The 26050-nt window shown below is 26.8% G+C and carries 22 protein-coding genes; 4 read left to right on the top strand and 18 right to left on the bottom strand.

Annotated features, from left to right (window positions below; genetic code table 11):
* The 7 genes from ACYUEX_RS01270 to ACYUEX_RS01240 form a co-directional block, all read right to left on the bottom strand.
* Positions 1–1023: a glycosyltransferase family 2 protein gene (locus ACYUEX_RS01270; RefSeq protein ID WP_460286216.1), complete on the bottom strand. Its 1023-nt coding sequence runs from the start codon at positions 1021–1023 to the stop codon at positions 1–3.
* Positions 1024–1098: 75 nt separating this feature from the next.
* A complete protein-coding gene (locus ACYUEX_RS01265) occupies positions 1099–2181 on the bottom strand; it encodes a Gfo/Idh/MocA family protein (RefSeq protein WP_460286215.1) in 1083 nt (360 codons plus the stop codon).
* 13 nt (positions 2182–2194) lie between these two features.
* Complete coding sequence (locus tag ACYUEX_RS01260; RefSeq protein ID WP_460286214.1) at positions 2195–2800, bottom strand: sugar transferase; 606 nt, start codon at positions 2798–2800, stop codon at positions 2195–2197.
* 38 nt (positions 2801–2838) lie between these two features.
* Complete coding sequence (locus tag ACYUEX_RS01255; protein WP_460286213.1) at positions 2839–4698, bottom strand: polysaccharide biosynthesis protein; 1860 nt, start codon at positions 4696–4698, stop codon at positions 2839–2841.
* Between the two features lie 117 nt (positions 4699–4815).
* Entirely contained in the window at positions 4816–6237 is a 1422-nt protein-coding gene (locus ACYUEX_RS01250) for an oligosaccharide flippase family protein (protein WP_460286212.1), read from the bottom strand.
* Positions 6230–7405, bottom strand: a complete 1176-nt coding sequence (locus tag ACYUEX_RS01245; protein WP_460286211.1) for a glycosyltransferase — start codon at positions 7403–7405, stop codon at positions 6230–6232. The genes ACYUEX_RS01250 and ACYUEX_RS01245 overlap by 8 nt, the downstream gene beginning before the upstream one ends.
* Positions 7406–7418: 13 nt before the next feature.
* Positions 7419–8552, bottom strand: a complete 1134-nt coding sequence (locus ACYUEX_RS01240) for a glycosyltransferase family 4 protein (RefSeq protein ID WP_460286210.1) — start codon at positions 8550–8552, stop codon at positions 7419–7421.
* 185 nt (positions 8553–8737) lie between these two features.
* On the opposite strand from ACYUEX_RS01240, the gene ACYUEX_RS01235 reads away from it, so the two are divergent.
* Together ACYUEX_RS01235 and ACYUEX_RS01230 are read left to right on the top strand one after the other, a co-directional pair.
* Positions 8738–9547, top strand: a complete 810-nt coding sequence (locus ACYUEX_RS01235; protein ID WP_460286209.1) for a polysaccharide deacetylase family protein — start codon at positions 8738–8740, stop codon at positions 9545–9547.
* The gene (locus ACYUEX_RS01230; RefSeq protein WP_460286208.1) at positions 9528–10517 is read left to right on the top strand and encodes a hypothetical protein; all 990 of its coding nucleotides are present in this window, start codon (positions 9528–9530) and stop codon (positions 10515–10517) included. The genes ACYUEX_RS01235 and ACYUEX_RS01230 overlap by 20 nt, the downstream gene beginning before the upstream one ends.
* Before the next feature lie 26 nt (positions 10518–10543).
* On the opposite strand, the gene ACYUEX_RS01225 is transcribed toward ACYUEX_RS01230, so the two are convergent.
* Positions 10544–12439: a cell wall-binding repeat-containing protein gene (locus ACYUEX_RS01225; protein ID WP_460286207.1), complete on the bottom strand. Its 1896-nt coding sequence runs from the start codon at positions 12437–12439 to the stop codon at positions 10544–10546.
* Positions 12440–12628: 189 nt separating this feature from the next.
* Between ACYUEX_RS01225 and ACYUEX_RS01220 the strand changes: the two genes are divergently transcribed.
* Complete coding sequence (locus tag ACYUEX_RS01220; protein WP_460286206.1) at positions 12629–14182, top strand: cell wall-binding repeat-containing protein; 1554 nt, start codon at positions 12629–12631, stop codon at positions 14180–14182.
* A gap of 188 nt (positions 14183–14370) precedes the next feature.
* Positions 14371–15372 carry an LCP family protein gene (locus tag ACYUEX_RS01215; RefSeq protein ID WP_460286205.1) on the top strand — a complete coding sequence of 334 codons (1002 nt, stop codon included), beginning with the start codon at positions 14371–14373 and terminating at the stop codon, positions 15370–15372.
* A 40-nt stretch (positions 15373–15412) separates the two neighbouring features.
* Here the strand turns inward: ACYUEX_RS01215 and rfbB are convergent, their stop codons facing one another.
* The 10 genes from rfbB to ACYUEX_RS01165 form a co-directional block, all read right to left on the bottom strand.
* Entirely contained in the window at positions 15413–16462 is a 1050-nt protein-coding gene (rfbB, locus tag ACYUEX_RS01210) for a dTDP-glucose 4,6-dehydratase (RefSeq protein ID WP_460286204.1), read from the bottom strand.
* A gap of 42 nt (positions 16463–16504) precedes the next feature.
* Complete coding sequence (rfbD, locus tag ACYUEX_RS01205) at positions 16505–17389, bottom strand: dTDP-4-dehydrorhamnose reductase (protein WP_460286203.1); 885 nt, start codon at positions 17387–17389, stop codon at positions 16505–16507.
* 75 nt (positions 17390–17464) lie between these two features.
* On the bottom strand, positions 17465–18031 hold the full coding sequence (gene rfbC, locus ACYUEX_RS01200; RefSeq protein WP_460286202.1) for a dTDP-4-dehydrorhamnose 3,5-epimerase: 567 nt from the start codon (positions 18029–18031) through the stop codon (positions 17465–17467).
* Positions 18032–18048: 17 nt separating this feature from the next.
* Positions 18049–18933 carry a glucose-1-phosphate thymidylyltransferase RfbA gene (gene rfbA / locus ACYUEX_RS01195; RefSeq protein WP_460286201.1) on the bottom strand — a complete coding sequence of 295 codons (885 nt, stop codon included), beginning with the start codon at positions 18931–18933 and terminating at the stop codon, positions 18049–18051.
* Between the two features lie 12 nt (positions 18934–18945).
* The gene (locus ACYUEX_RS01190) at positions 18946–20040 is read right to left on the bottom strand and encodes a glycosyltransferase (protein ID WP_460286200.1); all 1095 of its coding nucleotides are present in this window, start codon (positions 20038–20040) and stop codon (positions 18946–18948) included.
* Positions 20040–21152 carry a glycosyltransferase family 4 protein gene (locus ACYUEX_RS01185; protein ID WP_460286199.1) on the bottom strand — a complete coding sequence of 371 codons (1113 nt, stop codon included), beginning with the start codon at positions 21150–21152 and terminating at the stop codon, positions 20040–20042. The genes ACYUEX_RS01190 and ACYUEX_RS01185 overlap by 1 nt, the downstream gene beginning before the upstream one ends.
* Positions 21153–21164: 12 nt before the next feature.
* Positions 21165–22070, bottom strand: a complete 906-nt coding sequence (locus ACYUEX_RS01180; RefSeq protein WP_460286198.1) for a glycosyltransferase family 2 protein — start codon at positions 22068–22070, stop codon at positions 21165–21167.
* Positions 22063–23523 (bottom strand): flippase, encoded by a 1461-nt coding sequence (locus tag ACYUEX_RS01175; protein WP_460286197.1) that lies wholly within the window; start codon positions 23521–23523, stop codon positions 22063–22065. Before ACYUEX_RS01175 ends, ACYUEX_RS01180 begins: the two co-directional genes overlap by 8 nt.
* A gap of 1 nt (position 23524) precedes the next feature.
* A complete protein-coding gene (locus tag ACYUEX_RS01170; protein WP_460286196.1) occupies positions 23525–24589 on the bottom strand; it encodes a glycosyltransferase family 4 protein in 1065 nt (354 codons plus the stop codon).
* Between the two features lie 54 nt (positions 24590–24643).
* Positions 24644–26029: an O-antigen ligase family protein gene (locus ACYUEX_RS01165; protein ID WP_460286195.1), complete on the bottom strand. Its 1386-nt coding sequence runs from the start codon at positions 26027–26029 to the stop codon at positions 24644–24646.
* Between the last annotated feature and the right edge of the window lie 21 nt (positions 26030–26050).

The following is a 26050-nucleotide window of genomic DNA, read 5'->3' as shown; positions in this document are numbered from 1 at the left end:
TTATCTTGAAATCTCTTTATTTTTTTCTTCTAATTTAGAACTTTTAATTATATAAAAATTAAATATTCCTAGTATAAATCCTAAGCCATAAGAAATATGCAATAATGGAAATGTAATTAATAAATACATAAAATATTTTAATGATTTAGAAAAAGAAATTTTTGCACTAAAAAATAAATCTAACAAAATATATAATCCTAATATAATAAAATAACAATTTTTTATTATATTAGAAAAAATGCTAAGTATTCCACCAAATACTAAAAATAATACAAACATTAATGGAATTAAGTGTCTTATAGATGCTGGTTTTTTATGCTTTTGAATTACTCTAACCTTCCAAAATCCATATTGATAATACTGTCTCCATAACTTTTTAAAATCACCTCTACTATAATAAGTAGATTTTATTTTTGGGGATAATAAAATCTTTGCTCCACTTTTTTCTACCCTAAAGTTAAGTTCATCATCTTGATTTCTTACTAACTCTTCATCAAACAATCCAATTTCATCAAGAAGGCTTCTTCTATAAGCTCCAAATCCAACAGTATCTACATAAGTTTCTTTATCTGCATATCTAAACAATGCATTTCCAACACCAAATGGACAGCTCATTGCCTCTGCTATAGCAGCTCCCTTAGTAGTCTCATTTATGGTTGTAATTACACCGCCCGAGCATCCAACTTCACTATTTTCAAGAGCTATAACATTTTCCGTAACAAATTCTCTATGAGCATAAGCATGTGCTCCAAATATTATAACTATATCAGATTTAGTATATCTAATTCCTAAATTCATTCCTTTAGGTGCTGATAAACCTTCATTATCTAACATTACTACATTTTTATTTTTTTTCTCAAAGTTTTTGACTGTATCTCTTGTACCATCTGTAGACATACCATCTGCTACTATTATTGTAAGTAACTCCTTCGGGTAGCTTTGATTGATAAAAGATTCAATACACTTACCTATATAATTTTCTTCATTTCTACATGGTATAATAACTGAAACTGTTTTATTCACAAATTCAACTCCTTAAATTATTAATAACATATTAATCATTATATGGAAATAAAGCCCCCAAAAGGGCGCTTTAAATTATTTCATATCTGAGCTTGAAAAATTACATAACGGGAAATTTACTGGCATTCCTGTTTTTCTTGATTTATATGCTGCTAATATTATTGACAATGGCACTATTGCATCTTCTCCACTAACATATGGTTTTCTATTATTATTTATAGCATAAATCACATCTCTAAATAAAGGGGTATGCCCTTTTCCATATACACTATCTATTTCCACTTGTAAGTCTTTCTTTACTATTTCTTCATCTTCACCTTCAAATCTCCAGGTTTTAAGTTCATTAACAGCTAAACCTCCAATTACTACTGTTCCTTCAGTACCAAATATACTTAAAGTTTCTTCTAAATTTTTAGGATAAACTACTGCACTTCCTTCTATTACTCCAATAGCCCCATTTTTAAATCTAACTACTATAGCTCCAAAATCTTCGGCTTCAATTTTATTTCTATATGTGTCACATTCTGCATAAACTCTTTCAACTTCTGAACCTATCATCCATTGAAGTAAATCAATATTATGAATACATTGATTCATTAGAGTTCCACCATCTAAATCCCAAGTTCCTCTCCATGGAGCTTGCTTGTAATAATTATCATCTCTTCTCCATAAAATTCTAGCAGTTCCATTCATTATTCTTCCAAGCTTATTATCCTCAACAGCTTCTCTTAACTTTTGGATTGGTTTATTAAATCTATTTTGATGAGCAACTGATAATTTAACATTATTCTTCTTTGCTACTTCTATCATTTCATTTGCATCATCTATAGACATAGCCATAGGCTTTTCAACAATAATATGCTTACCTTTATTCATGCAGTAAATTGCAATTTCTGCATGATATCCACTTTCAGTAGCAATAGTAACAACATCAATCTCTTCTTTTTCAAGCATTTCTTTATAATCTACATAAGCTGTTAGATTTAATGAAGAATTATTCATTTTTGATAAATATTCATCTCTTTTAGCTTCGGCAAGCTCCAATTTTACATCACATGTAGCTACTAATTCTGCAACATCATTATTCTCAACTAATCCTTCAACGTGCTTATATGAAATTCTTCCACAACCAATAATAGCAAACTTAAGTTTTTTCATTTTAATTCCCACCTTATATACATTTTATTACAGTTTTAAAAATTAACAGTATATCTAGTAAAATATTACTCTTTTCTATATACTCTAAATTTAATTTAAGTTTATCTTTCATTATTACATTTATATAATACTCTTCTGGATTATCTACTTTTCCTAATATTTCATTTTCATCCTTGTATCTTAATGATGCAAGATCAGTTATACCAGGTCTAACTTCTAAAACTTTTTTTTCTTCATTAGTATAAAGTTCCACATATTTAGGCACTTCTGGTCTTGGTCCTACTAAACTCATATCTCCTTTTACTACATTAAACAATTGTGGAAGTTCATCAATCTTAAATTTTCTAAGAAAGGCTCCAACTCTAGTTATCCTATTATCTTTTCCAACAGTAATCTGTTTTCCTAATTTTTCAGCATCTGTTATCATTGTTCTAAACTTATAGATATAAAATAATTTTCCATTCCTTCCAACCCTCTTTTGTAGAAACATAACATTTCCCTTAGAATCTATCTTTATTGCAATGCTTACTATTATCAATAAAGGTGATAGTATTATTATTCCAAGTAAAGAAGCTATAAAGTCAAATATTCTTTTGATAATTCTATTAATACTTTTCATAATTCAATTCCTCGTCTATTTTTAACTTTTCACTAAGTCTATTTTATATCAGTTACTGCTACTTCATTTACTTCTGAAGGTTCCTTATATGTTGGTACTATTTGTTTCATTTTTTCTTTTACTATATTCTCATCATTTTCTTTTAAAATACTTTCTAACTCTCTTAATTTACATTCTAATTTATCTATACTGTCAAATGTTGGTCTTCCAATATAAATTTTGTTATGAGCTGTGTTTACTAACCCTTCCTCACTCATTAATAACTCTTCATATAATTTTTCTCCTGGTCTTAATCCTGTAATTTTTATTTTTATGTCTCTGTGTGGTTCTAAACCAGATAGTTTTATTAAGTCAATAGCCAAATCATATATTTTTACTGGTTTTCCCATATCTAAAACAAATATTTCACCACCATTTGCAAATCCACCTGCTTGCAATACAAGTTGAGCTGCTTCTGGAATTAACATAAAGTATCTAGTAATATTTTTATGTGTAACTGTTACAGGTCCACCATTTTTTATTTGATTTTTAAATAGTGGAATTACTGATCCATTACTTCCTAGAACATTTCCAAATCTAACAGCAACAAACTCTGTATTACTTATAGTATTATATGATTGAACTATCATTTCACATAAGCGCTTAGTAGCTCCCATTACATTTGTTGGGTTTACAGCTTTATCAGTTGATATTAAAACAAATTTCTCAACTGAATATTCATGAGACTTTTTAACTAAGTTTAAAGTTCCAAATACATTATTCTTTATAGCCTCTTTAGGGCTATCTTCCATTAAAGGAACATGTTTATGAGCTGCAGCATGAAATACTACATTTACTTTATATTTATTAAATACTTCATCTAATCTTTCATAATCCCTAACTGAACCAATTAAAACCTTAATATTTAGTGATTCATAATTAGAATTTAATTCATTTTGTATATCATATACTGTATTTTCATATATATCAAATAAAATTAAAAGCTTTGGTCCGAATTGTGAAATTTGTCTGCATAATTCTGATCCAATGGATCCACCTGCTCCTGTAACTAATACTACTTTATTATTTAAGTAGTTTGATATTCCCTTATTATCTAATACTACCGGATCTCTTCCTAATAAATCTTCAAGCTCTACATCTTTTATTTTACTAACTGTAGCTTCGCCTGAAATTATTTCATAAATTCCTGGAATAATTTTAACTTTGCAATTAGTTTTCTTACAAATTTCAAGAATTTGTCTCTTATTTTCATTATCTATTGATGGAATTGCAATTATTATAGTATCAATTTCCCTTTCTTCTGCTAATCTAATTATGTCATTTCTATTTCCTTCTACTTTTATACCACTTATTCTTTTACCTTTTTTAAATTCAGTATCATCTATTAAAAGAATAGGATTAAGCTTTAAATTTCTTCTAGCAAACATTTCATTAATTATCATAGTGCCTGCCGATCCAGCTCCTACTATCATAACTCTTTGCTGATCCTTAGAATACTTATATGGCACATACAATAACGTTCTTCTATAAACTCTGTATAATACTCTATATCCTAATACTAGTATACATGAAATCATAGTTCCAATTACACAAACATTTAATGGTATAGTTGCACCTAAGTTTCTAGTATATAAAATTACTAATATTCCTGCTAGAATTCCTCCACCTGCACCTAATAAAAACTCATCTGTTCCTGTTAAATGCCATAATGAACTATACATCTTAAATAATGCAAAACATATCAAGTAAATTATAGTTACTGAAAATACATCTTTTTGATATATAGTAGATATTTCTGTAAATCTATCAAAAAAGGTAATATTTATTGCTAATAAATAAGCCATATTAACCATAAAAATATCTATTATAACAAGTAAAAGAGTCTTTACTCTATTCATAAAATTTCCTCCTACCCACTTTTAGGTATAACATTAAAATATCTATTCTTTATTTTTTAGTCCATATAATTATACTACTACTAATAATAAATTGTCTATATTACTATGCCATATACACTACTTCTTAATTTTTGTTCTAATCAAATTAACTAAATCATTAAAAATATTTCTATATGAAATTAATATAATAATTATATTAGCTATAGTTAGTAATAATATTATTATATTAAATTTATAAACACTTGAATATGCAGCTAAAATATATACAGATATAATACATATCCACAATTTGGAAAATCTAAAATTTATTTTATAAAATTTATTTGCATAATATGTTCTAGCTAAGAAAAATACTATATATGCAAGGCCAGTTGATATTGCTGCTCCTTTAGCTCCATAGATAGGAACTAAAATTAAATTACCAATTATATTTGCAATTGCTGCAGCTGCAGCTATGTAAATATGATATTTTGTTTTCTTTTTAAAATTAATACCTAAAACTGTAGTCTCAGATATAGTGTACATTATTGGCATAAGAACTAAAAAAGGAAAAATAAACTGAGCTCCTTCATATTTTTTGCCAAGTAAAATTATTAAAATATCCTTAGTTGCAATTAACCCTACTGAAATAAATAACATAACTGCTGATACAATTTCATTTATTTTTACAAAAAACTCTTTATCATTAGGATTAGTTGAATATTTTTCATAAGCTACTGGAGTCCAAAAAGTTGTAAACGCTCCTTGAACAGTATTTAAAAGTGAAATTATATACATGGCTCCTGTATATAACCCAATTTGTGCATAGTCATTACTAAAATTTTGTATAGAAATTCTATCTATAGATTGGAAAATCCAAGTTATTGCCATTGAAAATATAAATGGAGATCCATAAATAAATAAATCTTTTGTAGTTGTTTTTATTGGTTCATTACTAAAGTTGAACCAATCATTTTTTTCATATAATATTGCAAGAACTACCATTACTATATTAGATATTACTGTTGCTAATATCATAGTAATATAGTTATTTTTAAATATATAGAAAAATACAAACATCAATGCTAAATATGCTAGTTTATTACTAACTCCTAAAAATGAATATAATTTTCCTTTTTGTTTCATCCTAACGTGTACCATTGCAAAATTTCCTACTATACTAGCAGTGCTGTGTATAATCATTAATAGTACAACTAAGAATGAAGTTTCACTTATCATTAAATTAGAAACTTGTGTATATAATATCAACAGAAAAAAACCTAAAATCAAATTACTAATTATAGGAACTTTAATGCTAGTTCTTAAAAGTTTCCCTCTATTATTTTCATTTTCGTCATTATAATATCTTATGTATGCTTGGTCTATTCCCATTGTTAATACTAAAACTATAAGACTAGTATATGTGATAAACATAGAAGCTTTTCCATTTTGTGTTGGGTCAATCATTCTTGAAACTATAGGAACAGATACAATTCCTAAAATAAATACTATTGCATTTCCTAATGCAAACTCTATAAATTTTTTAAATAGCTTATTCATTATTATCTCCATTCTTATTTAAAATATCTTTATAGACAGCTATAATTTTATTAGAAATAACTTTTTTAGAAAATTTGCTTTCTACATATTTACGTAACGTATTTGGATCGAATCTATTAATATTTTCTATCATCTCTATCATTACATCTTTAAGTATATCTTCATCCTCTGATTCTATCATATATCCAATATCCTCATTATAAAAGTCCTCTGGTCCTCCACATTTAGTTGTAATTATAGGAATACCACATGATAAAGCCTCAATATATACTATTCCGAAAGTTTCATACTTACTAGGTAAAACAAAGGCATTTGATCTATTAATATATTTATTTAATTCTTCTCTTGAAACAGCTCCAACAAACTCCACATTTTCTGATATTCCTAATTTATTTACTAAATCAATCAAATTCTGCTTTTCTGGACCATCTCCTACAATTGTTAATTTCACATTATTATAAACCTTTATAACTTTGTATAATGCTCTTATTGTTAAGTCGATATTTTTATTTTCTTTTAAATGAGAAATCGATATAAAGTTAAAATTTTCTTTTATAGTATTCTTATTAATATTAAACTTTTCTATATCAACTATATTAGGAATAACTTCAACATAATTTTTACTATGCTTATTAATAGATTCTTTTAAGGCTTCTCCTACGCTTATTATTCTATCCGCATAGTCATAAACACTCTTTAATATGGGTAAATCATGTTTTCTTAATTCATATTTTAAAACAGAAGATGAATGTTCTGTTATTACATATGGTATATTATACAATTTTTTTATATTCATCCCTACTAACCCACCATATAAAGCTGAATGAACATGTATAATATCTGGTTTTCCTTCTGACTCTATGTATTTATGAAAGAGCTTTAAAGATTGTTTAACCCAAAGATCAACTCCTAGAGTTCCCCTCATTGTGAATATATTCCATCCATGTAGCCTGTAAGTAGTTAATCCATCTTCAATATACTTTCTAATCTGAAAATGATTTTTATTAAAACTATTAAAATTAATTCCAGAAACTCTCCTAGTTTCAGAAAAAATAACACCTACTTTATTACCAGCTTCTTGTATAGCTTTAGCTTGTTCTTTATAAAAAATGCTACTTAATGGATTTTCTAGCGTAGGATATGCTGATGGTATCACTAAAATATGCATTAATTTTTCACCTCTATTTTTTTAATAATTTGCTATATATATCTATATATTTGTCACCAATTTTTCCCCATTCAAACTCTTCTATAACTTCAATTGCATTAGCAGACATTTCGTTGTATCTGCACATCAGCTTATTTAAACTTTCTTCTATTGAATCTCCATTATCTACGGCATATCCAACATATCCCTCCTGATAATATCCATATATACCTTGGCCCTTTGTATATAAAACTGGAAGTCCTTGACTTAAAGCTTCTATATATGATAAGCCAAAAGTTTCAAAAGTTGAAGTCATAACAAAAATATCATTTTCATTAAATATTTCTCTAATTTTATCTTTATCATTTATTTTACCAAAGATTCTTATATGATCATTTAGCTTTTTTTCATTAACTAAAGATTTTATATTCTCTAAATATTCTCCATCCCCAACTATGTCATATCGAATATTCATTCCCTTATTTATCATATGACTTATATCCTGTATTACTTTATGAATGTTTTTATTCTTAGTAACTTCACCAACATATGTTAACCTTAAAATATCATTTTCCAAACTCTTGCTAGATTCAGCTCTATTTTTTATCCAATAATCATTAAGACCATTTGGTAAAACTATTGACTTACTTTCTATCTCTTTCTTATATTTTTCAGGTATATATGTGTTTATAGTATTCTCCTTATATGATGGAGATATAAAAATAATTTTTTCTGCTCTTAAAAGAATATCTATTCCTAATTTTCTTAAATGAATAAAATACTTAAAAAATACATTAACATCTGTATTTCTCACAGCCACAATATAAGGAATTTTATAAGTTTTATTTAACTCATATGCCATATATCCATTAGTAAATAATGTATGTGCATGAACTATATTAAAGTCATTAATATTTATTTCTGACAATAAACCTGTATAATTTTTCATAGCTTTACGCTTAAAAAACAATCTATCTAAATTATTGCTTGTTTCTTTTATTATAAAATTACAATTATTGAAATCATTTATTTTACCGATGTCTAGACCTGTCTTAATCGGTACGTAAACTACTTGTTTTATATTTTTTTCTCCTAAGTCTTTAAATAAATTTTCATATAACTTAGAACCGTAATAATAAGAACATAAATGTAATACATTAATATCCATAACCTTATAATCCTCCTATTTTCCTACATAGGTTTTATCTTTATCTTAACATATTTATTAAGAAAATAAATAAAAGATTTCTTAAAAACATATTTTTCGAGTAAATTGTTATTTATATGATATAATTCTATATGTATAATATCATTACTAAACTTAATAGATTATTTTAAAAAGGAGATTTTTTTATGAAAATAATATTATCGCATGATGTAGATAATCTTACTACTAAAGAACATAAAAATGATTTAATAATTATTAAAATGATAATAAGGGCGTTCATAGAACTATTATTATTTAGAATTAATTTTAATACTTTTTTTACTAGGTTAAAACTAATATTTAATAATAATCTTACTAATATTAAAGAATTAGTAGAATTAGATAAAAAATATAATACAAAGGCAACTTACTTTTTTGCAACTTCAAATGATAGCACATTGGCTTACAAAGCTGAGGCTCCTAAGCCACATGTAAATTACATCCTAAAAAATGGCTTAAATGTTGGAATACATGGAATAGCTTTTAATAATTTTTCTAAAATGAAAGAAGAATATGACAAGTTTAATACTATTCACAATACAAGTAATATAGGTATAAGAATGCATTACTTAAGAAAAGATAGGGAAACCTTTGCAAATATGAAAAAAATAGGTTATGCTTTTGATACAACAGAGTATTCACCTGAACTTAAACAACCCTATATTACAAAAGAAGGATTAGTAGAAATACCTTTTCATCTTATGGATAGTTATTTGTTCCAAGATAAAGGGCTTCAAAAATATAATTTAGACTATGCCGTAAAATTTACAAAGAAAATTATTGATGATAATTATAATAATGATATTATATTCAACGTTAACTTTCATCAAGAATATTTCTCAAATGGGTGGAAAGATTGGAAAGATTGGTACACATGGATTGTTGAATACTGCCATAACAACAATATAGAATTTATTAGTTATCAGGAGGTAGTTGATGAACTGGGAAATAAATAAAATAGATATTAGTAATAAAGAGTTATTGCTAAAATGGGATAACTTTGTAGATGAATCGCCTGAAGGTACATTTTACCATAAGAGTTATTGGCTTTTAAATAATATAGGAAAAAACTTTAAATCTGCTCAAAGCTACGAGTTTTATTATCTTAGCGATAAAAATAATAATTGGATTTCAGCATTCTATATATCTACTTCAAAAAAAATAGGGAAAAATTTTATAGTAATGCCTCATATGACACCTTTTGGAGGAGTTATGATTGCTCCAATGATACACAAATTAACAATTAGTAAAAGAATAGGAAATATTAAAGAAATAAATGAAATTTTCATAAAAAAATTAAAAGAAAAAACTTTACTTTACTATAGCTTTTCACCAGAACACACTGATATGCAGCCATTTATTTGGAATAATTATATTACAAGCCTAAGATATACATATAGAGTGAATCTGGATGATGAAAAGATTCTTTGGAGTAATTTACAAGAAAAAACTTCTGTTAATAAAGGTAATAAAAGTAATGTTAAAATTGAATGGGGATTTAATGAATATCTTGATATTTATTTTGAATTGAATGATAAAAGCTTTAGTAGCCAAAATATAGATAACTTTGATAATGAGTTAACTAAAAATCTATTAAAAGAATTAAACAAAAATAATAATTGCATTATAGGAATAGTTTTTGACGAAGATAATACTCCTATTGGTGGTTGTGTTTTAGCTTATGATACCAAAAGAGCCTACTATATTATGGGGGGTATTTCCAGAAATAATAATTTTGGAATGTCTTATTTACTTTGGGAATCAATGCTATATACTAAAAACATATTAAAGCTTCCTGTCTTTGATTTTGAAGGTTCTATGATACCTTCTATTGAAAGATACTTTAGAAAATTCGGAGGTGAGTTAACTCCTTACTATACACTAAATAACTTATTGCTTACTATAAAAAATGCTATATCACATTGATATAGCATTTTTTATACATATTATTTTTATCTTATGAAATTTATCCCTAAATTAATTAATACATTATCACTAATAATAATTTTACTACCTAATACATAAAGATTATCAATATTAGGTTTAATTTCAGAAATAAGATTTCTCACATCTGGTTCAGGTGAGTTTACGTTTGATAATATAACGAATTCACCATTTTTTCCAGCTAAAGCTGAAGCTGATAAGGCATCTGGAAAATCTAGACCTGATGCAATATATACATCACTTAAGTTTATATCATTCTTAAATCTATCAAATATCTTCTTATTAGTTTCATATCTATCTTTTCCACCAAGTCTTTCAACGTTTGGTAATTTACTAGCTACATTATTAGAAATTGCTCCAGTTGAACCTATAATAAAACTTTTATTTAAGTTTAATCCTGTTATATAATTTGAAACTACATCTGGCAAATTATTGTTTTCAGTTAAAAGTATAGGACTCTTTCTTTTAGCAGCAATTGGAGAAATTGATAATCCATCAGCAAAATCTAATCCACTAACTATAGATACCTCACCTGATTCATTTCCAACCTCTTTAGCTATTTTTACAGAAGTCTCATACCTATCTTTTCCACCTAGTCTTGTACTAGATATACCTGAAGCTGAAAGTCCTGATTCAATTGATGAAGGAATAACGCTTGTTCCACCAACTATAAACGTCTTTGTAACACCTCTACTCTTTAATAACTCTAATAGTCTAGGCTGATTATTAAGAGTTGTGTTATCAACTAAAATTATAGGTGCATTATACTTTGCAGCTAATGGTGCTGCACATAATGCATCTGGATAGTCTATACCTGAAGCTAACACAGCATAATCTGATACATTCCATCCTCTTTCAAAAATTTCATATGATGTTTCATACCTATTACTTCCAAATATTCTACTTGCAAGTAATGTTCCATTTCCACCTAAACTTATATTTTCAACTAGATAATCAACAGCACCATCTGTTATTGCATCAGCCAATTTTTCTTGATAATTCCAACTTTTCATATTATTAGCTTCATTCACATTAGTTAAGAATCCACATTCAACTAAACTTGCTGGCATTCTAGTTTCTCTTATAACATGGAAGTCTTCCCATTTAGCTCCTCTATTTACAGCTCCTGTATAACTTATCAATTTATTTTGAAGCTTTTCAGCTAGAGACTTGTCTATATCTTTATTATGGAAAGTTTCTATACCTGAAGCACTTACTGCTCCTGCAGAATTTATATGTATAGAAATAAAAATATCAGGATTCGCATAGTTAGCTCCCTTACTTATATCTCCTAATGATACAAATTCATCTGATGTTCTGCTCATTACTACTTTTATTCCCTTAGACTCAAGTTTTTGTTTAACTTTTAACCCAATATCTAAATTCAAATTCTTTTCTATTATACCATTTCCACTGGCACCAGGGTCTGATCCCCCATGTCCTGGGTCAATATAAACCACGTACTGAGATTTAGCATTTGATACTGCTGAATTTAATGCTCTAACATCAGCTCTTTTAGTTGCAACATATACTTCTTTTATAAAATATTTTGTATCTTTTTTACCAACTATAAAAGTAGTACCTTCACTAACTCCAATTAAATTATTACCACTAACTGTAACTATTTCTTCATTTTCAGAATGCCATACTACACCTTCATAATTTTGTAAACTTGAAAGATTAATCTCTTCTCCTAAATATGCGTATATACCATCCTCAAATATTACATTCTCTTCTCCATATTTGGAAACTACTTCTTTTAACATTTGCTCTACTTGTCGTGAACTACCCTCTTGGGCTTTAGCTTTAACTTCAAATAAAGGAAATGTAAAATTCATTATGAATGCAAGTAATAAAATAGATACTGTTAATTTTAAATTTCTATTATTTCTCAAGATCCCCATCCTCTCTTCTTTGTTTTTTTATTTATATTAAAGTTTACATAATATAATTATATAGTATTAATTAAACCTATTCAACATACTTAACTAGCAAATTTAGTTAATTATTTTATAATTTATGTAAATTTTGTTATAATACTCTATGTAATGGAATAATTTATATTATTCAAATATACATATAGGAGTTATAAAATGAAAAACAAATATTTAAAAACATTAATTTTAACATTATCTATAGTATCAACTTACGTTTTTAATGTACAAGCATTATCAATAGAATACGTGGCTGGACAAAATAGATATGAAACTGCTGCTTTGATATCTGACAAGCTTGATTATTCTACTGTTGTTCTAGTTAACGGACTAGCCTTGGTAGATGGGCTATCTGCAAGTGGTCTTAGTGGAAGTTTAAATGCTCCAATTTTATTAACAGAAGTTAATTCAATTCCAACTTCAACATTAGATAGAGTAGGAAAAGCTACAAATATCTACTTAGTTGGAGGTGAAAGTGTAATATCAAAATCTGTAGAAAAAAAACTTAAAGACTATGGTAAAAACGTAATACGCTTAGGAGGATTAGATAGATTTTCTACCTCTTATTCTGTTGCAAATGAAATCGAAAAAATTAAAGGTGTAAATGAAATTTACTATGTTAATGGTTTAATTGGAGAAGCAGATGCAATGAGTATTGCACCTGTTGCAGCTAAAACTGGAAACCCTGTTATATTGACTGATGGTAAAACAACAAACTATCTAAAATCTGTAAAATCATATTCCATTGGAGGACTTACTGTTTTAAATTCATCTTTTGATAATTTTTCTGAACGTATAAATGGAATAAATAGATTTGAAACAAATAAAAATGTAATCAAAAAATTTTTTCCTGATAAAACTCATGTAAATTTAAGTAAATCAGAAGAACTTATAGACGCATTAACATCATCTGCTTTAAAAGAGCCCGTTGTTTTAGTTGATAACTATTCAGATAAATCTATAATAGCTGGAGCTAAAAGTGCTACAGTTTTTGGTGATATAAATCAAAATGCAGTAAATAGAGCAAAAGGCTATATATATTCTGATAAAGTAATATTTTATTCTCAGCACCAAGATGATGAAACATTATTTGCTGGCAGCGCTATAGTTGATGCTATTAAATCTGTTGGTAGGGAAAATGTGTATGTAGTATTAATCACAGATGGAGATGAAAGTGGTGTCTTCCTTGATGATAGATATAAAAATCTTAGTGTTTTGGAAAAGACAACTTTAAGAAATAATGAATTTAAAGCAGCTACCTCTCAGCTAGGAGTACTAGAAAGTAATTTAATATTTCTAAACCAACCTGAGAAATACGTTGACGAAAAACTAGTTAAAAATACAATATTAAATTTTGAAAACAATTTTAATAATGTAACACATATAACTCATAGCTATAAATATGATATGCATCCACAACATTTAAAAACAGGTCAGGTTCTATACAATTTATATAAAGAAGGGCTTATTAAAGATTGTAGATTCTTTGGACGTAAAGAGCTTATACCTACTAATAATAAAAAGGCTCTAATAGAAAGCGTTTCTGATGACATAGATGAAAAAAATAAAATTTTAATGGCTTGTTATGAATATAAGGTGGACAATAAAGATATGATTAGGGAAGGAATAGGATATAAATCAGTATCTTCCTTATTTGATAATTTAACATCTAATGATCTTGTTTCATCATATTTGCATGAACCTGGATTATAAGCATAATAATAAAGTGGACATAGTAATCTTGCTTATCCCGTCACTTCGTTCCAAGTCAACGCAAACTTACATATGTCCACTTGAAAACTAAAGGAATGAAATTCTAAATAATATATTACAATTGTTGTTTATAATTGTAATATATTATGCCCTTATGATAAAATATTCTTTAGAAAGGAAGTGTACAAATGTCACAACTTGATAATAAAAATAGAAGAAAAGTTAAAAAGAAAAAAAAGAAATCTATAGGATTTAAAATATTTATTGGATTTCTATGTGTACTACTTGCATTTACTATTGTAGGTGGAGGATACGCTATAGGACTTCTGAATAAAATGAAGAGTGTTAAGTTAGATAATAAGAACTTAGGAATAGTTGAAGAAGAATTTAAGGATTATGAAAACTCTAAAAAAATAAAAAATATTGCTCTTTTTGGAATTGACTCAACTGACGGTGAAACTGGTCGTTCAGATTCAATTATGGTTGCTACTATAGATCCTGTTCACAGCAAATTAAAAATAACCTCTGTTATGAGAGATTCATATGTATCTATAGCTGGACATGGACAAGATAAAATAAATCATGCTTATGCATTTGGTGGTCCTGAATTAGCAATTAAAACTTTAAATGAAAACTTTGGATTAAACATAGAGAATTTTGTATCAGTCAACTTTTCATCATTACCTGTAATTATAAATATTCTTGGTGGAATTGATCTTGAAATCACAAACGAGGAACTTCAATATATTAATGATTATATTAATGATATCAATGCAAAAGATGGTACAAATTCCCCTCATATAACTTATGCTGGAGTTCAGCATGTAGATGGGACTCAAGCTCTTGCTTATTCTAGAATAAGATATACAAGTGGTGGAGATTATGAAAGAACACAAAGACATAGAACTGTACTTGATGCTTTGTTTAATAAATTAACAAGCACATCAGTCGCATCATATAATTCATTATTAAATGAAGTTTTACCTTATGTTCAAACAAACTTAAGTGCTACTGATATCCTTTCACTTGGAACAAAAGTGCTTGGTATAGGAAATAACCTAGAACAAGAAAGATTCCCTAGAGATGGTTATGGTGAAGGAACTATGATTGATGGGGTTTACTACTTAACATTTGATAAAGATGCTACTGTGAAACAAATGAGAGATTATATATTTAATGATGTGAAATAAAAAATCAGTTAGAATCTATTTATAGATTCTAACTGATTTTTTATTTATACATATTCTCATAATACTTTTGATAATCTCCAGATGTTATATTATTCATCCATTCTTTATTATTTAAATACCATTTAATAGTCTTAACTATTCCAACTTCAAAAGATGTTTCTGGGTACCATCCAAGTTCTTCTTTTATTTTAGTTGGATCTATACCATATCTTCTATCATGGCCTTTTCTATCTTCAACAAACTTCTTTAAATCTGTAGTTACTTTATCATCTACATTTTTATTTATATAGTCTATAACAGTATCAACAATTTGAAGGTTTGTTCTTTCATTATGTCCACCAACATTATAAACTTCACCAAGTCTTCCGTTGTTTATAACCATATCAATAGCTTTAGCATGATCTTCAACATATAACCAATCTCTTATATTTAATCCATCACCATAAATAGGTAAATCCTTTAATTGTAAACAGTTATTTATTAATAAAGGTATTAGCTTTTCTGGGAATTGGAATGGACCATAGTTATTAGAACATCTTGTTATGTTAACTGGCATTTTGTAAGTATCTCCATATGCCTTGACCATCATATCTGAAGATGCTTTACTTGCTGAATATGGACTATGTGGATCTAAAGGTGTTGTTTCCATAAAGAATCCTGTTTCTCCAAGTGATCCATAAACTTCATCAGTTGATACATGAAGGAATTTAACTCCTTCTTTCCAACTAGTTTCAGTTTCCCATGCATTTTTAGCACAATTTAAAAGATTAACTGTTCCCATTACGTTAGTTTTAGCAAAAACTTCTGGCTCTCTTATACTTCTATCAACATGAGATTCTGCTGCAAAGTGAGCAACATAGTCTATATCGTATTTTTCAAATAAAGATGAAACTAATTTTGCATCACAAATATCTCCTTGAACAAATATGTGCCTTTCATCATTTTCAATAGATTTTAAGTTCTCTAAGTTTCCTGCATAAGTTAATTTATCTAAATTTACTATTCTAATATCTTCATATTTCTTTAGCATATATAAAACAAAGTTAGATCCTATAAATCCTGCTCCACCAGTTACTAAATAAGTCTTCATTAATAATTCTCCCCTTACATAAAGTTATTTTTAGTTAAACAACTATTTATTTGAAGTGTTAGCTATAAAACTCTTTAAAGCTTCCTTCCAATCTCTCATTTCATCACCAATTGTACATCTAAGCATCATATTATCTAATGATGAATATTCTGGTCTCTTTGCTGGAGTTTTAAATTCTTCTGATGTACATGAATTTATAATGCATTTTCTTCCACTTAGCTCCATAATTAATTTAGCAAAATCATACCAAGTACATTCGCCCTTTCCTGTACAATGATAAATTCCATACTCTTCTGTTTCAATTAGCTTAAGAATATGATATGCCAAATCATTTGCATTAGTTGGATTTCCTTTTTGATCATTAACAACATTTAATGATTCCTTTTGTTCTCCTAAATTCATCATTGTATAAACAAAGTTTTTTCCAACATATCCATAAAGCCATGCTGTTCTTACTATATAATACTTTGATGAAAATTCTCTAACATATTCTTCACCTTTAAGTTTTGTTTTTCCATAAACACTATACGGTGCTGTTAAATCATATTCAGTTAAAGGTGTTTCCCCTACTCCACTAAATACATAATCAGTAGAAACTTGAACTAACTTTGCACCTATCACTTCGCAAACTATCGCTAAATTTCTTGGTCCTATAGCATTTATTTTAAAAGCTAAGTCTTTATTACTCTCACAACCATCAACATTAGTAGCTGCTGCACAATTTATAACTACATCAGGCTTTATTTCATTTAGAACCTTTTTAACTTGTCCTAAATTAGTAATATCTAATTCTTCTACATCTAAAGCAAATACTTCAGAGTTTTTTACTTCTTCACTAACTTTACCAATTTCAGCTTTACCAGTCTTTATTATATCTTGAAGTTCATTTCCTAATTGTCCCTTAGAGCCTGTTATTAATATTTTCATAATATCTCTCCTTTTTAATAAAACTACTCCTAAATTATGGGAGTAATTTCAATAGAAAAATCATATATTTGATTCTTACTTATATTCAAAAGGTAAATCTAATTCTTTTAAAGTCTTTTGCTTTTTATCTTTTTCTGATAAAAGTATTTCTTCAATTCCATCTAATGGCCATTCTATTCCTACATCTGGATCATTCCAAAGAAGTCCACTATCATATTCTGGAGCATAAAAATCTGTACATTTATAATTAAATGTTGCAGTGTCAGAAACTACTAGGAATCCATGAGCAAAGCCTTCTGGAACATAAAATTGCTTTTTATTTTCAGCAGTAAGTAAAACCCCGTCCCACATTCCAAAAGTAGGTGATCCTTTTCTTAAGTCTACAGCAACATCATAAACTTCACCTTCTGTTGCTCTTACAAGTTTTCCTTGAGTATGCTTTGTTTGAAAATGCATTCCTCTAAGTACACCTTTTTTAGATTTTGATTCATTATCTTGAACAAACTCCATATCTAGGCCAGCTTCTACAAAAGATTTTCTATTATAAGACTCCATAAAATAACCTCTGTTATCTCCAAAAACCTTAGGTTCTACTATGTATAAATCTTTTATTTTAGTTTCTATAAAATTAAAATTTCCCATATAAATCTTCTCCTAATCTATCTCTTCTTTGCTTCTAATTCTTCAACGACATCAACTAAATACTTACCATATCCAGTTTTCATTAAAGGCTTAGCAAGTTCAATTACCTCATCTGCACTTATCCATCCTTTTCTATAGGATATTTCCTCTAAACATGCTATATATGTTCCTTGAGTATTTTGAACTGCTTCAACAAAGTTAGATGCTTGAAGCATAGATGAATGTGTTCCTGTGTCAAGCCAAGCTAACCCTCTTCCAAGTAAGTTAACCTTTAATGTTTCTTCTTCCATATAAACTCTATTTAAATCAGTTATTTCAAGTTCCCCTCTTGCTGATGGAGTAAGCTCTTTTGCTTTTTTAACTACAGAATTATCATAGAAATAAAGCCCTGGAACAGCATATTTTGATTTTGGCTTTTCCGGTTTTTCTTCTAATGATACAACTCTATTATTTTCATCAAACTCAACTACTCCAAAAGATCTTGGATCTTGTACATAATATCCAAATATCATAGCTCCTTTTTCTAAAGCTGCTGCTTCTTTTAAATGATTTGAAAAGCTTTGTCCATAAAAGATATTATCTCCTAATATCATAGCAACATTATCATCACCAATGAAATCTGCTCCTATTATAAATGCTTCTGCTAAACCATTTGGCTCTTCTTGAATAGCATATTCTATTCTTAAACCTAGTTCAGATCCATCTTTAAATAATTCCTTAAAGTTAACTATATCTCTTGGTGTAGATATAATTAAAATTTCTCTAATTCCAGCTAGCATAAGCACTGACATTGGGTAATAAATCATTGGCTTATCGTATATTGGCACCATTTGCTTTGACATTGCTTTTGTTACTGGATATAATCTGGTTCCTGACCCTCCCGCTAATACAATTCCTCTCATAGTAACCTCCTGTTATTTCAATAATCTACTATATACATTTATATACTCTCTTGCTATGCTTTCCCAAGATAAACTAGATCTCTCATATTGTTCTTTGTTATCTGATAATTTATTTAAATACTTAACAATGCTCAAGTCATCATTGGGCTTTACATAATAAACTCCATTTGAACTTATTTTATCCTCTTTAGATGTCGTTATTATAGGAATACCTTGATTTAAAGCAGCTAAAAAACTTCCATTCCTCTCTGATACACCATCTCTAAAAGGTAGTACACATACATCACTACTAACTAAATAATTTGCTATTTTATCAACATTATCATTGAATCCTGTGACTATAACCTTTTGTCTTAAACCTAATCTTTCAATTTGATTAAATATTTTTTTATGATAATCATTATTAAGATTTAATTCAGAAATAATAAGTAATTTAGAGTTAATTCTCTCATTAAATAATTTAAATGAATTTAATAGCGTTTCAACGCCCTTTAGATCATTTATAAATCCAAAGTATGATATTAATTTTTCATTATTACTAACTAAGGTATTTTTAAACTTAATTAACTCTTCTTTAGACAAAGTACTTTTCGGTATGTTTGAACTTATAGGAATATATGATATTTTAATTCCTTTAGAAATTATAGGTAAAAAACTTCTTATCTTATCTATATATAATTTTTCTACTACAATTAAATTATCTGCATATAAGTAATTAATTAAATTTCTTATCTTACCTTTATATGTATAGTTTAAATATTCATGGACTGTTTCTACAACTTTGACATTACATTGTTTTTTTAAAATCATAGGTAAAATATTCATAAAAAGTCCCTTTTTGTATTCATCACTTGGATATTGAATATTAACAATATCAGCATTGCTTTCTCTAACAGTTCTAATAATTATATCTTTTGCATAGTTATCCCATTTATCAATTATATTTTTAACTTTATAATTATCTTCATTAATATATTTAGCATTCCTTGAAGTTATTATAGTGACTTCATATCCCATTTTAACTAATTCTCTTCCTAATAAATTAGTATAATCACCTATACCACATTTCATTGGTGGAAATGCACCAACTATAAAACAAATCTTCATTATTCCTCCCAATTAGATAACTCAAATATATATTCTCTAGAAATATCATTCCAATTAAAATATTTTTCTCTATCATTACAATATTTTAATGCTTCTTTATATAAATTAGGATCATTATATAATTCAATAACTTTGGAAGCTAAATCTTTTTCGTTTAGTGTATCAAATTTAATTAAGCTATTATCTACTATCTCACTCAATGATGTATTATCGGATACAATAGTTACTGTATTATTTCTCATTGCCTCTAATACCGGTAATCCAAATCCTTCATATAAAGATGGAAATATGAAAGCAAAAGATTTATTCATTAAGTAATCTTTTTCATCATCTGAAATATAATTTAAAAATATAATTTTGTCTTTATTTTTATCAATCAGTTCTTTTTCTTTCTCGCAATTCCAGCCATATTTCCCACATATAACTAATTTCATTTTTGTAGAATTATATATGTATTCTAGAGAGTTAATAAGAGTTATAATGTTTTTTCTTGGTTCAATAGTTCCTAAAAAAAGAATGTACCGCTTTTCCTCTAACCCATTACTTCTAAGATAATTATCTTTTATTAAATGATAATTTCTTTTTACAATAACATCTTCATAAATTACTTTAACTTTATTATTTGATTGCCTATTAAAGTGCGCTTCTAATCTATTCTTAGTTGACTTAGATACAGCTATAATCTTATCTGCCTTTAAAATTGATCTAGGTATCAAAAGTCTATTTATAATTCTATTATAAATATTCATAGTTTTCTTGAAATCAAACGCTACTAAATCATGAACAGTTAAAACACACTTTTGATTTTTTAATCCCAACGGCAATACATGCTGTGTTCCCCAAAAAATATCAATTTTATTTTCATTACATAATTTATTTAATTTAAACATATACCAAAAGGTTTTCTTTAATACACTTTTTTCATCAATAATGAAGCTAACATTTTCATACTTTTCTATATCAAAAAATATTTTCCTATCTGAAAATAATACATATTCATTTTCTTTATCGTTATCTAAAATATTCTCCAACAAATATTTTAAATAATAACCTATTCCAGTTTTCTTTTCAATTAATGGCCTTGCATCAATACCAATTCTCAACTTTTTCACCTACCCCTTTATCTAAAAATCAATTCTTCCCATTGTTTTATTTCTTATCATTTTATAAGTTAGTCTTACCAATTTTTTCTTCTCTTTATTTCCGCGTATTATGTAATATATATATTTAGTTAGCAAGTTTAGTCTTTTATATATAAACATATATATTCTATTTATAATACCAAAATTATTCATTATAAAATAATAGGAATTTCTATCATAATAACATACCATTATATAGTTTAATGACTTAGTACTTTTAGATATTTTATGATAAATAATTGATTCTGGATTATATATTAATTTATAACCTGCATGTCTAATTCTTACATTCCAATCTGTTTCTTCATAATATAAAAAATATGAATCATCCATCATTCCTACTTTTTCTAAAACATCTCTTGAAACTAACATCATGCATCCTGTAATATAATCAGTTTCTTTCTGTATAGAATATTTTTCACTATCTACTTCATCAACACCTTCATGTTTTGTCTTACCATTAAATTTATTTATTTTTGCTCCTGCGTACCATAATACTTCTTTATTATCAAAGTAGAAAATTTTCCCCCCAACAGCACCTATATTCTTATCTGACTCAACTGTTTCAACTAACTTACATAAAAAATCTCCTTCTACTACGGTATCATTATTCAAAAGTAAAACATAATCAGCTTTATTTTTCATAGCAAATTCTATTCCTACGTTATTTCCACCTGCAAATCCTATGTTTTCTTCTAAAGTAAATAGCTTAAATCCACTTTGTTTAGAAAGTATTTCTACATCCTTTTTATTAGAATTATTATCTACAATAACTATCTTATAATTGTCATATTTTATTTTATTTAGACTTTTAATACATTCTATAGTATCTTCTACTCCATTGTAGTTTACTAAAATAATATATACCAGTGGTTTTTCCTTAAACATTTTTTACTCTCCCATGCACTATCTTAATAGCTTTATCTAATACCATAATAGTAGTATTTTCTCTTAATAATATATTAGATATTAAATATAGACTTCCACCTATTAAAACCTCTAATATAATAATAATATATTGATTTAATACAATAAAATTTTCTACACTGTTTATTCCTATAACCATAATTAAAGATGAAAAAATTATCTTTATTAGATCTTTATTAAATATCTTTATATCAAAAAACTTTTTAACAAATATTATTTGAATAAGCATAACAAAGAATTCAGCAATAACTGATGCCATTGCCGCTCCATCATTATTAAATCTAGGAATTAAAATTAAATTTAATATAAAGTTAATAATCGCGCCGCACATAACAGATTTTAACAAATAATTTTCTTTTCCTATTGGTATTAATATTTGTGTTCCAAATAAATTTCCTACAGCAAGAATAGTAATTAATAATGATAATATCTTTATAGTTGCTATAGCTGGAGTAAACTCAATACCTAAAAATATATCAACTATTGGCTTCGATAAAATAAATACTCCAATAGTAGCTGGTATAGAGATAAATGTGATTGTCTTTAATGCAATACTAACCAAACCTTGAAATTCTTCCCTCATATCATTTTTTATATAATATGAAAGTCTTGGTAATAGCACTGTAGTTATGCTAGTTACAACTGAAACTATTATTTTATTAATTTTTATTGAATTAGTATAATATCCAACGACTTCCGAATTGCATAATACACCTAACATTGTAGTGTCTAAATTTACATATATACTTACAGCTAAATCTACGGAGACTAAAACAAATATTGGTTTTAAGTGCTTTTTTAAATTTAAGTTCCTAAAATTGATCTTTACAAATTTTCTACTATGAATTATATTCCATAAATGATTAATATTTAAAGCTAAAACACTTATTGTTCCATAAATTATAAAATCATTTTTCTCTCTTACAAATGCAAAAATACATATTAATGATATAATTTTAATAATTGTACTTCTTATAGTTATGTATCTATACTCCTCTAATCCTCTATAAAACCAATCTATATTAACTATATTAAAGAGTAATGTTAATCCATTTATATATAATAAAATTCTATTCTCAGAAAATATATCTAATTGTATAATAATTAAATATAATATAATGCTTATAAGTGAAGATATTGTATTTATTAAAAGAATTTCATTAAATGTTTTCTCTAACTTTTTCTTATCTTCTCTTACATTAGCTATTTCTCTGATTCCATATAAAGGTACACCTAGTGCTGCGATTATAATAAAGTAACTTACTATTGATGCTGCAAAATTTACCTTTCCAACTCCATCAGCACCTAATACTCTTGCTAAATATGGCATTGTTATTAATGGAAATAATAAATTTATCATAGTATACCAGGTATTATATGCCATACTATTTATTAAAGATTTCTTTTTAGACATTCTATTCTCCCGTTTCTATTATCTCTTTTAATATTTTTTCATAATTTTCAATAGTATTTCCTAACTCTAATGACTGTGCAACTTCAAATCCCTTATTTGAAATTTTCTCCAACAATTTTTTATCTTCAATTAATCTTATTATATTATTAGCAAGCCCTTCAATATCTCTAATATCACTAATTAATGAATTGACTTCATTAATTCCAAGGTCATCAAGAACTCCTGTTTTAGTTCCTACTACAGCACATTTATTTGCCATCGCTTCAATTACGGTTAACCCCCAACCTTCAAATCTACTTGGGAATATATAAATATCTGATTCTCTATATAATTCTTTCAATTTTTCCTTTTTAGGTCTTTTATGATATTCTAAAATATCATTTTGGTAATCCTCTAAACCAAAACATTTAACATTAATATTATTATATTTATTTTTTACTATTTTAAGTGCTTCCAATCCATCACTAAAGCCTTTCCACTCTAAATTATGATGCATAATTAATATATTAATTTTCTCATTAAATTTCTTTTCTTCATTAAAAATAAATGAGTTTTCAAGACCATTGTATGCAAGATAAACTTTACTTTGTTTATGTTTATTAATCATAAGATCTTTCAACCATTTAGATATAACAATTTGATTTAATGATAAATCATAACTTCCCTCTACTTTATCCAATTTCCCTGACCAAGTTTCATAATGTTGAATGAAGTAAACTTTTTTACCTTTTTTATTATTTAAGTTATTAACTGAATATGCAGTTGGCCATGCAGTAGCTATAGTTACATCAGCATCTTCTATAAATAAGTTATTAATACTAGGTACAACTCTAACTCTAACTTTTAAATCAAACCACTTTACTTTTCTCCATGATAAGCAGTTAAACAGGCTAGCTCTCCCTCTTTCAACTGTTCCTTTCAATCCTTTATAATTAAACTTATAACTTATTGCTGGAACATAAACATTTACCTCATGTCCCTTTTCTATTAAACCATTTATATATTGAAACATAACTTTAATCCCACCAGTAACCGCTGTAAATGGTATTATTACATTTATTTTCATATATCCTCCATTTTTAAATAAATCTAGATCAGTAATAGTATTAAATTTACTTATCTAATCTCTACAATAGTTAAACCCTAATGCAATCATCATCCAATAATATCCATAATTTAAATCCGGTATAGAAATTAAAAGTGCTATCGATGAAATAGTTATAGATAATATAAATGCTATAGCTAAATTTTCATTAATATCTCTATATCTAAATATTTCCTTAATAACTACAAATAATATGTATATATATGAGCATAGTCCTATTATTCCTGTATTAGCTAATAAATTGCTAGTTAAATCTAATGATCTAAATGATCCCCATCCTGCCCCAAACAATGGCGATGAACTTAATATAGTCAATGACATTTTTATAGCATTTGTTCTCTCATGTCCAGTTTGTAAATTCCCTTTGTTAACTGTTATATCTTTAAGCGTATCTACAATAGTTTCCCAGTAAATTCCAAACACCTTTAAAGATAATATTAATACAACTATCAAACTTACTATACACATACCATAAAAAACAACAATTCTCGTTCTATTCTTATAAATATCTTTACCTCTTATAGAAAATATAAAAATGTATATTGTTAATGATAATATTATTAAAGCTACTCCTACATACACCGTAGTTGAAGTAGTTAATATTGAGCAAATTAAAGATATCCCTATTAAAATTGGTAGCAATATGTTAGATATTTTTTTATTTTTTAATATTTTTATATTTGCTACCCATGCCACTAATATAAATGGAATAAATGCTATTATATTTAATCCAAACATAGATGGCTCCAATGCAATAGAATTCACTCTTTTAATTCCATAGATCATCTGGTGATAGAGCTGTAAATACGCAATATTGTTATTAAATAAATAGCTTGGATATTCTAAATTAAGGTAAAATAAGCAGAATTGAATAATGCCCCAAACTAAAGCAAAAATAGTGCTTACTGAAAATATTTTTATCAATAGTATAATCTTACTTTTTTCTTTTACCTCTAAAGATAACATAATTGCAAATACTACCATAAATAATACGTATATCGGTTGCGTTATGTTAGAAGAGGAAAAATTTATTAATACAAGTTTACCTAAATTTAAATCTGTGAATTCTATATTTCTATTAAAAAGTAATAAAATCTCTCCTAATAAAAGAACTATTAAAAAAATTATTAGTGATACTATTAGTTTATTAGATTTAAATTCATAAAAAATATCTTTTATATTTTTATTGCTTTTGATATATCTAATAACCACTTTAAACATCCAAAGAGAAGCAATAAAATAAAATGGTGTTACTCCAGTAACACTACTCTCAATATTCAAAACTGATGCTGCTATAAAAGTCGAAAAAAATACAGCTAAATATAATAAGTAATCTTCGTTCTTAAAAAATGCATATGTTGATAATATTATAACTACAAATCCTATTAATGTAATTTCCAATTCGTCCACCTTATACACCGA

The organism is Clostridium sp. CTA-7 (assembly GCF_054768095.1).
Note: the sequence above shows the minus strand (reverse complement) of the source record. Positions and strands in the feature narration are given on the sequence as shown.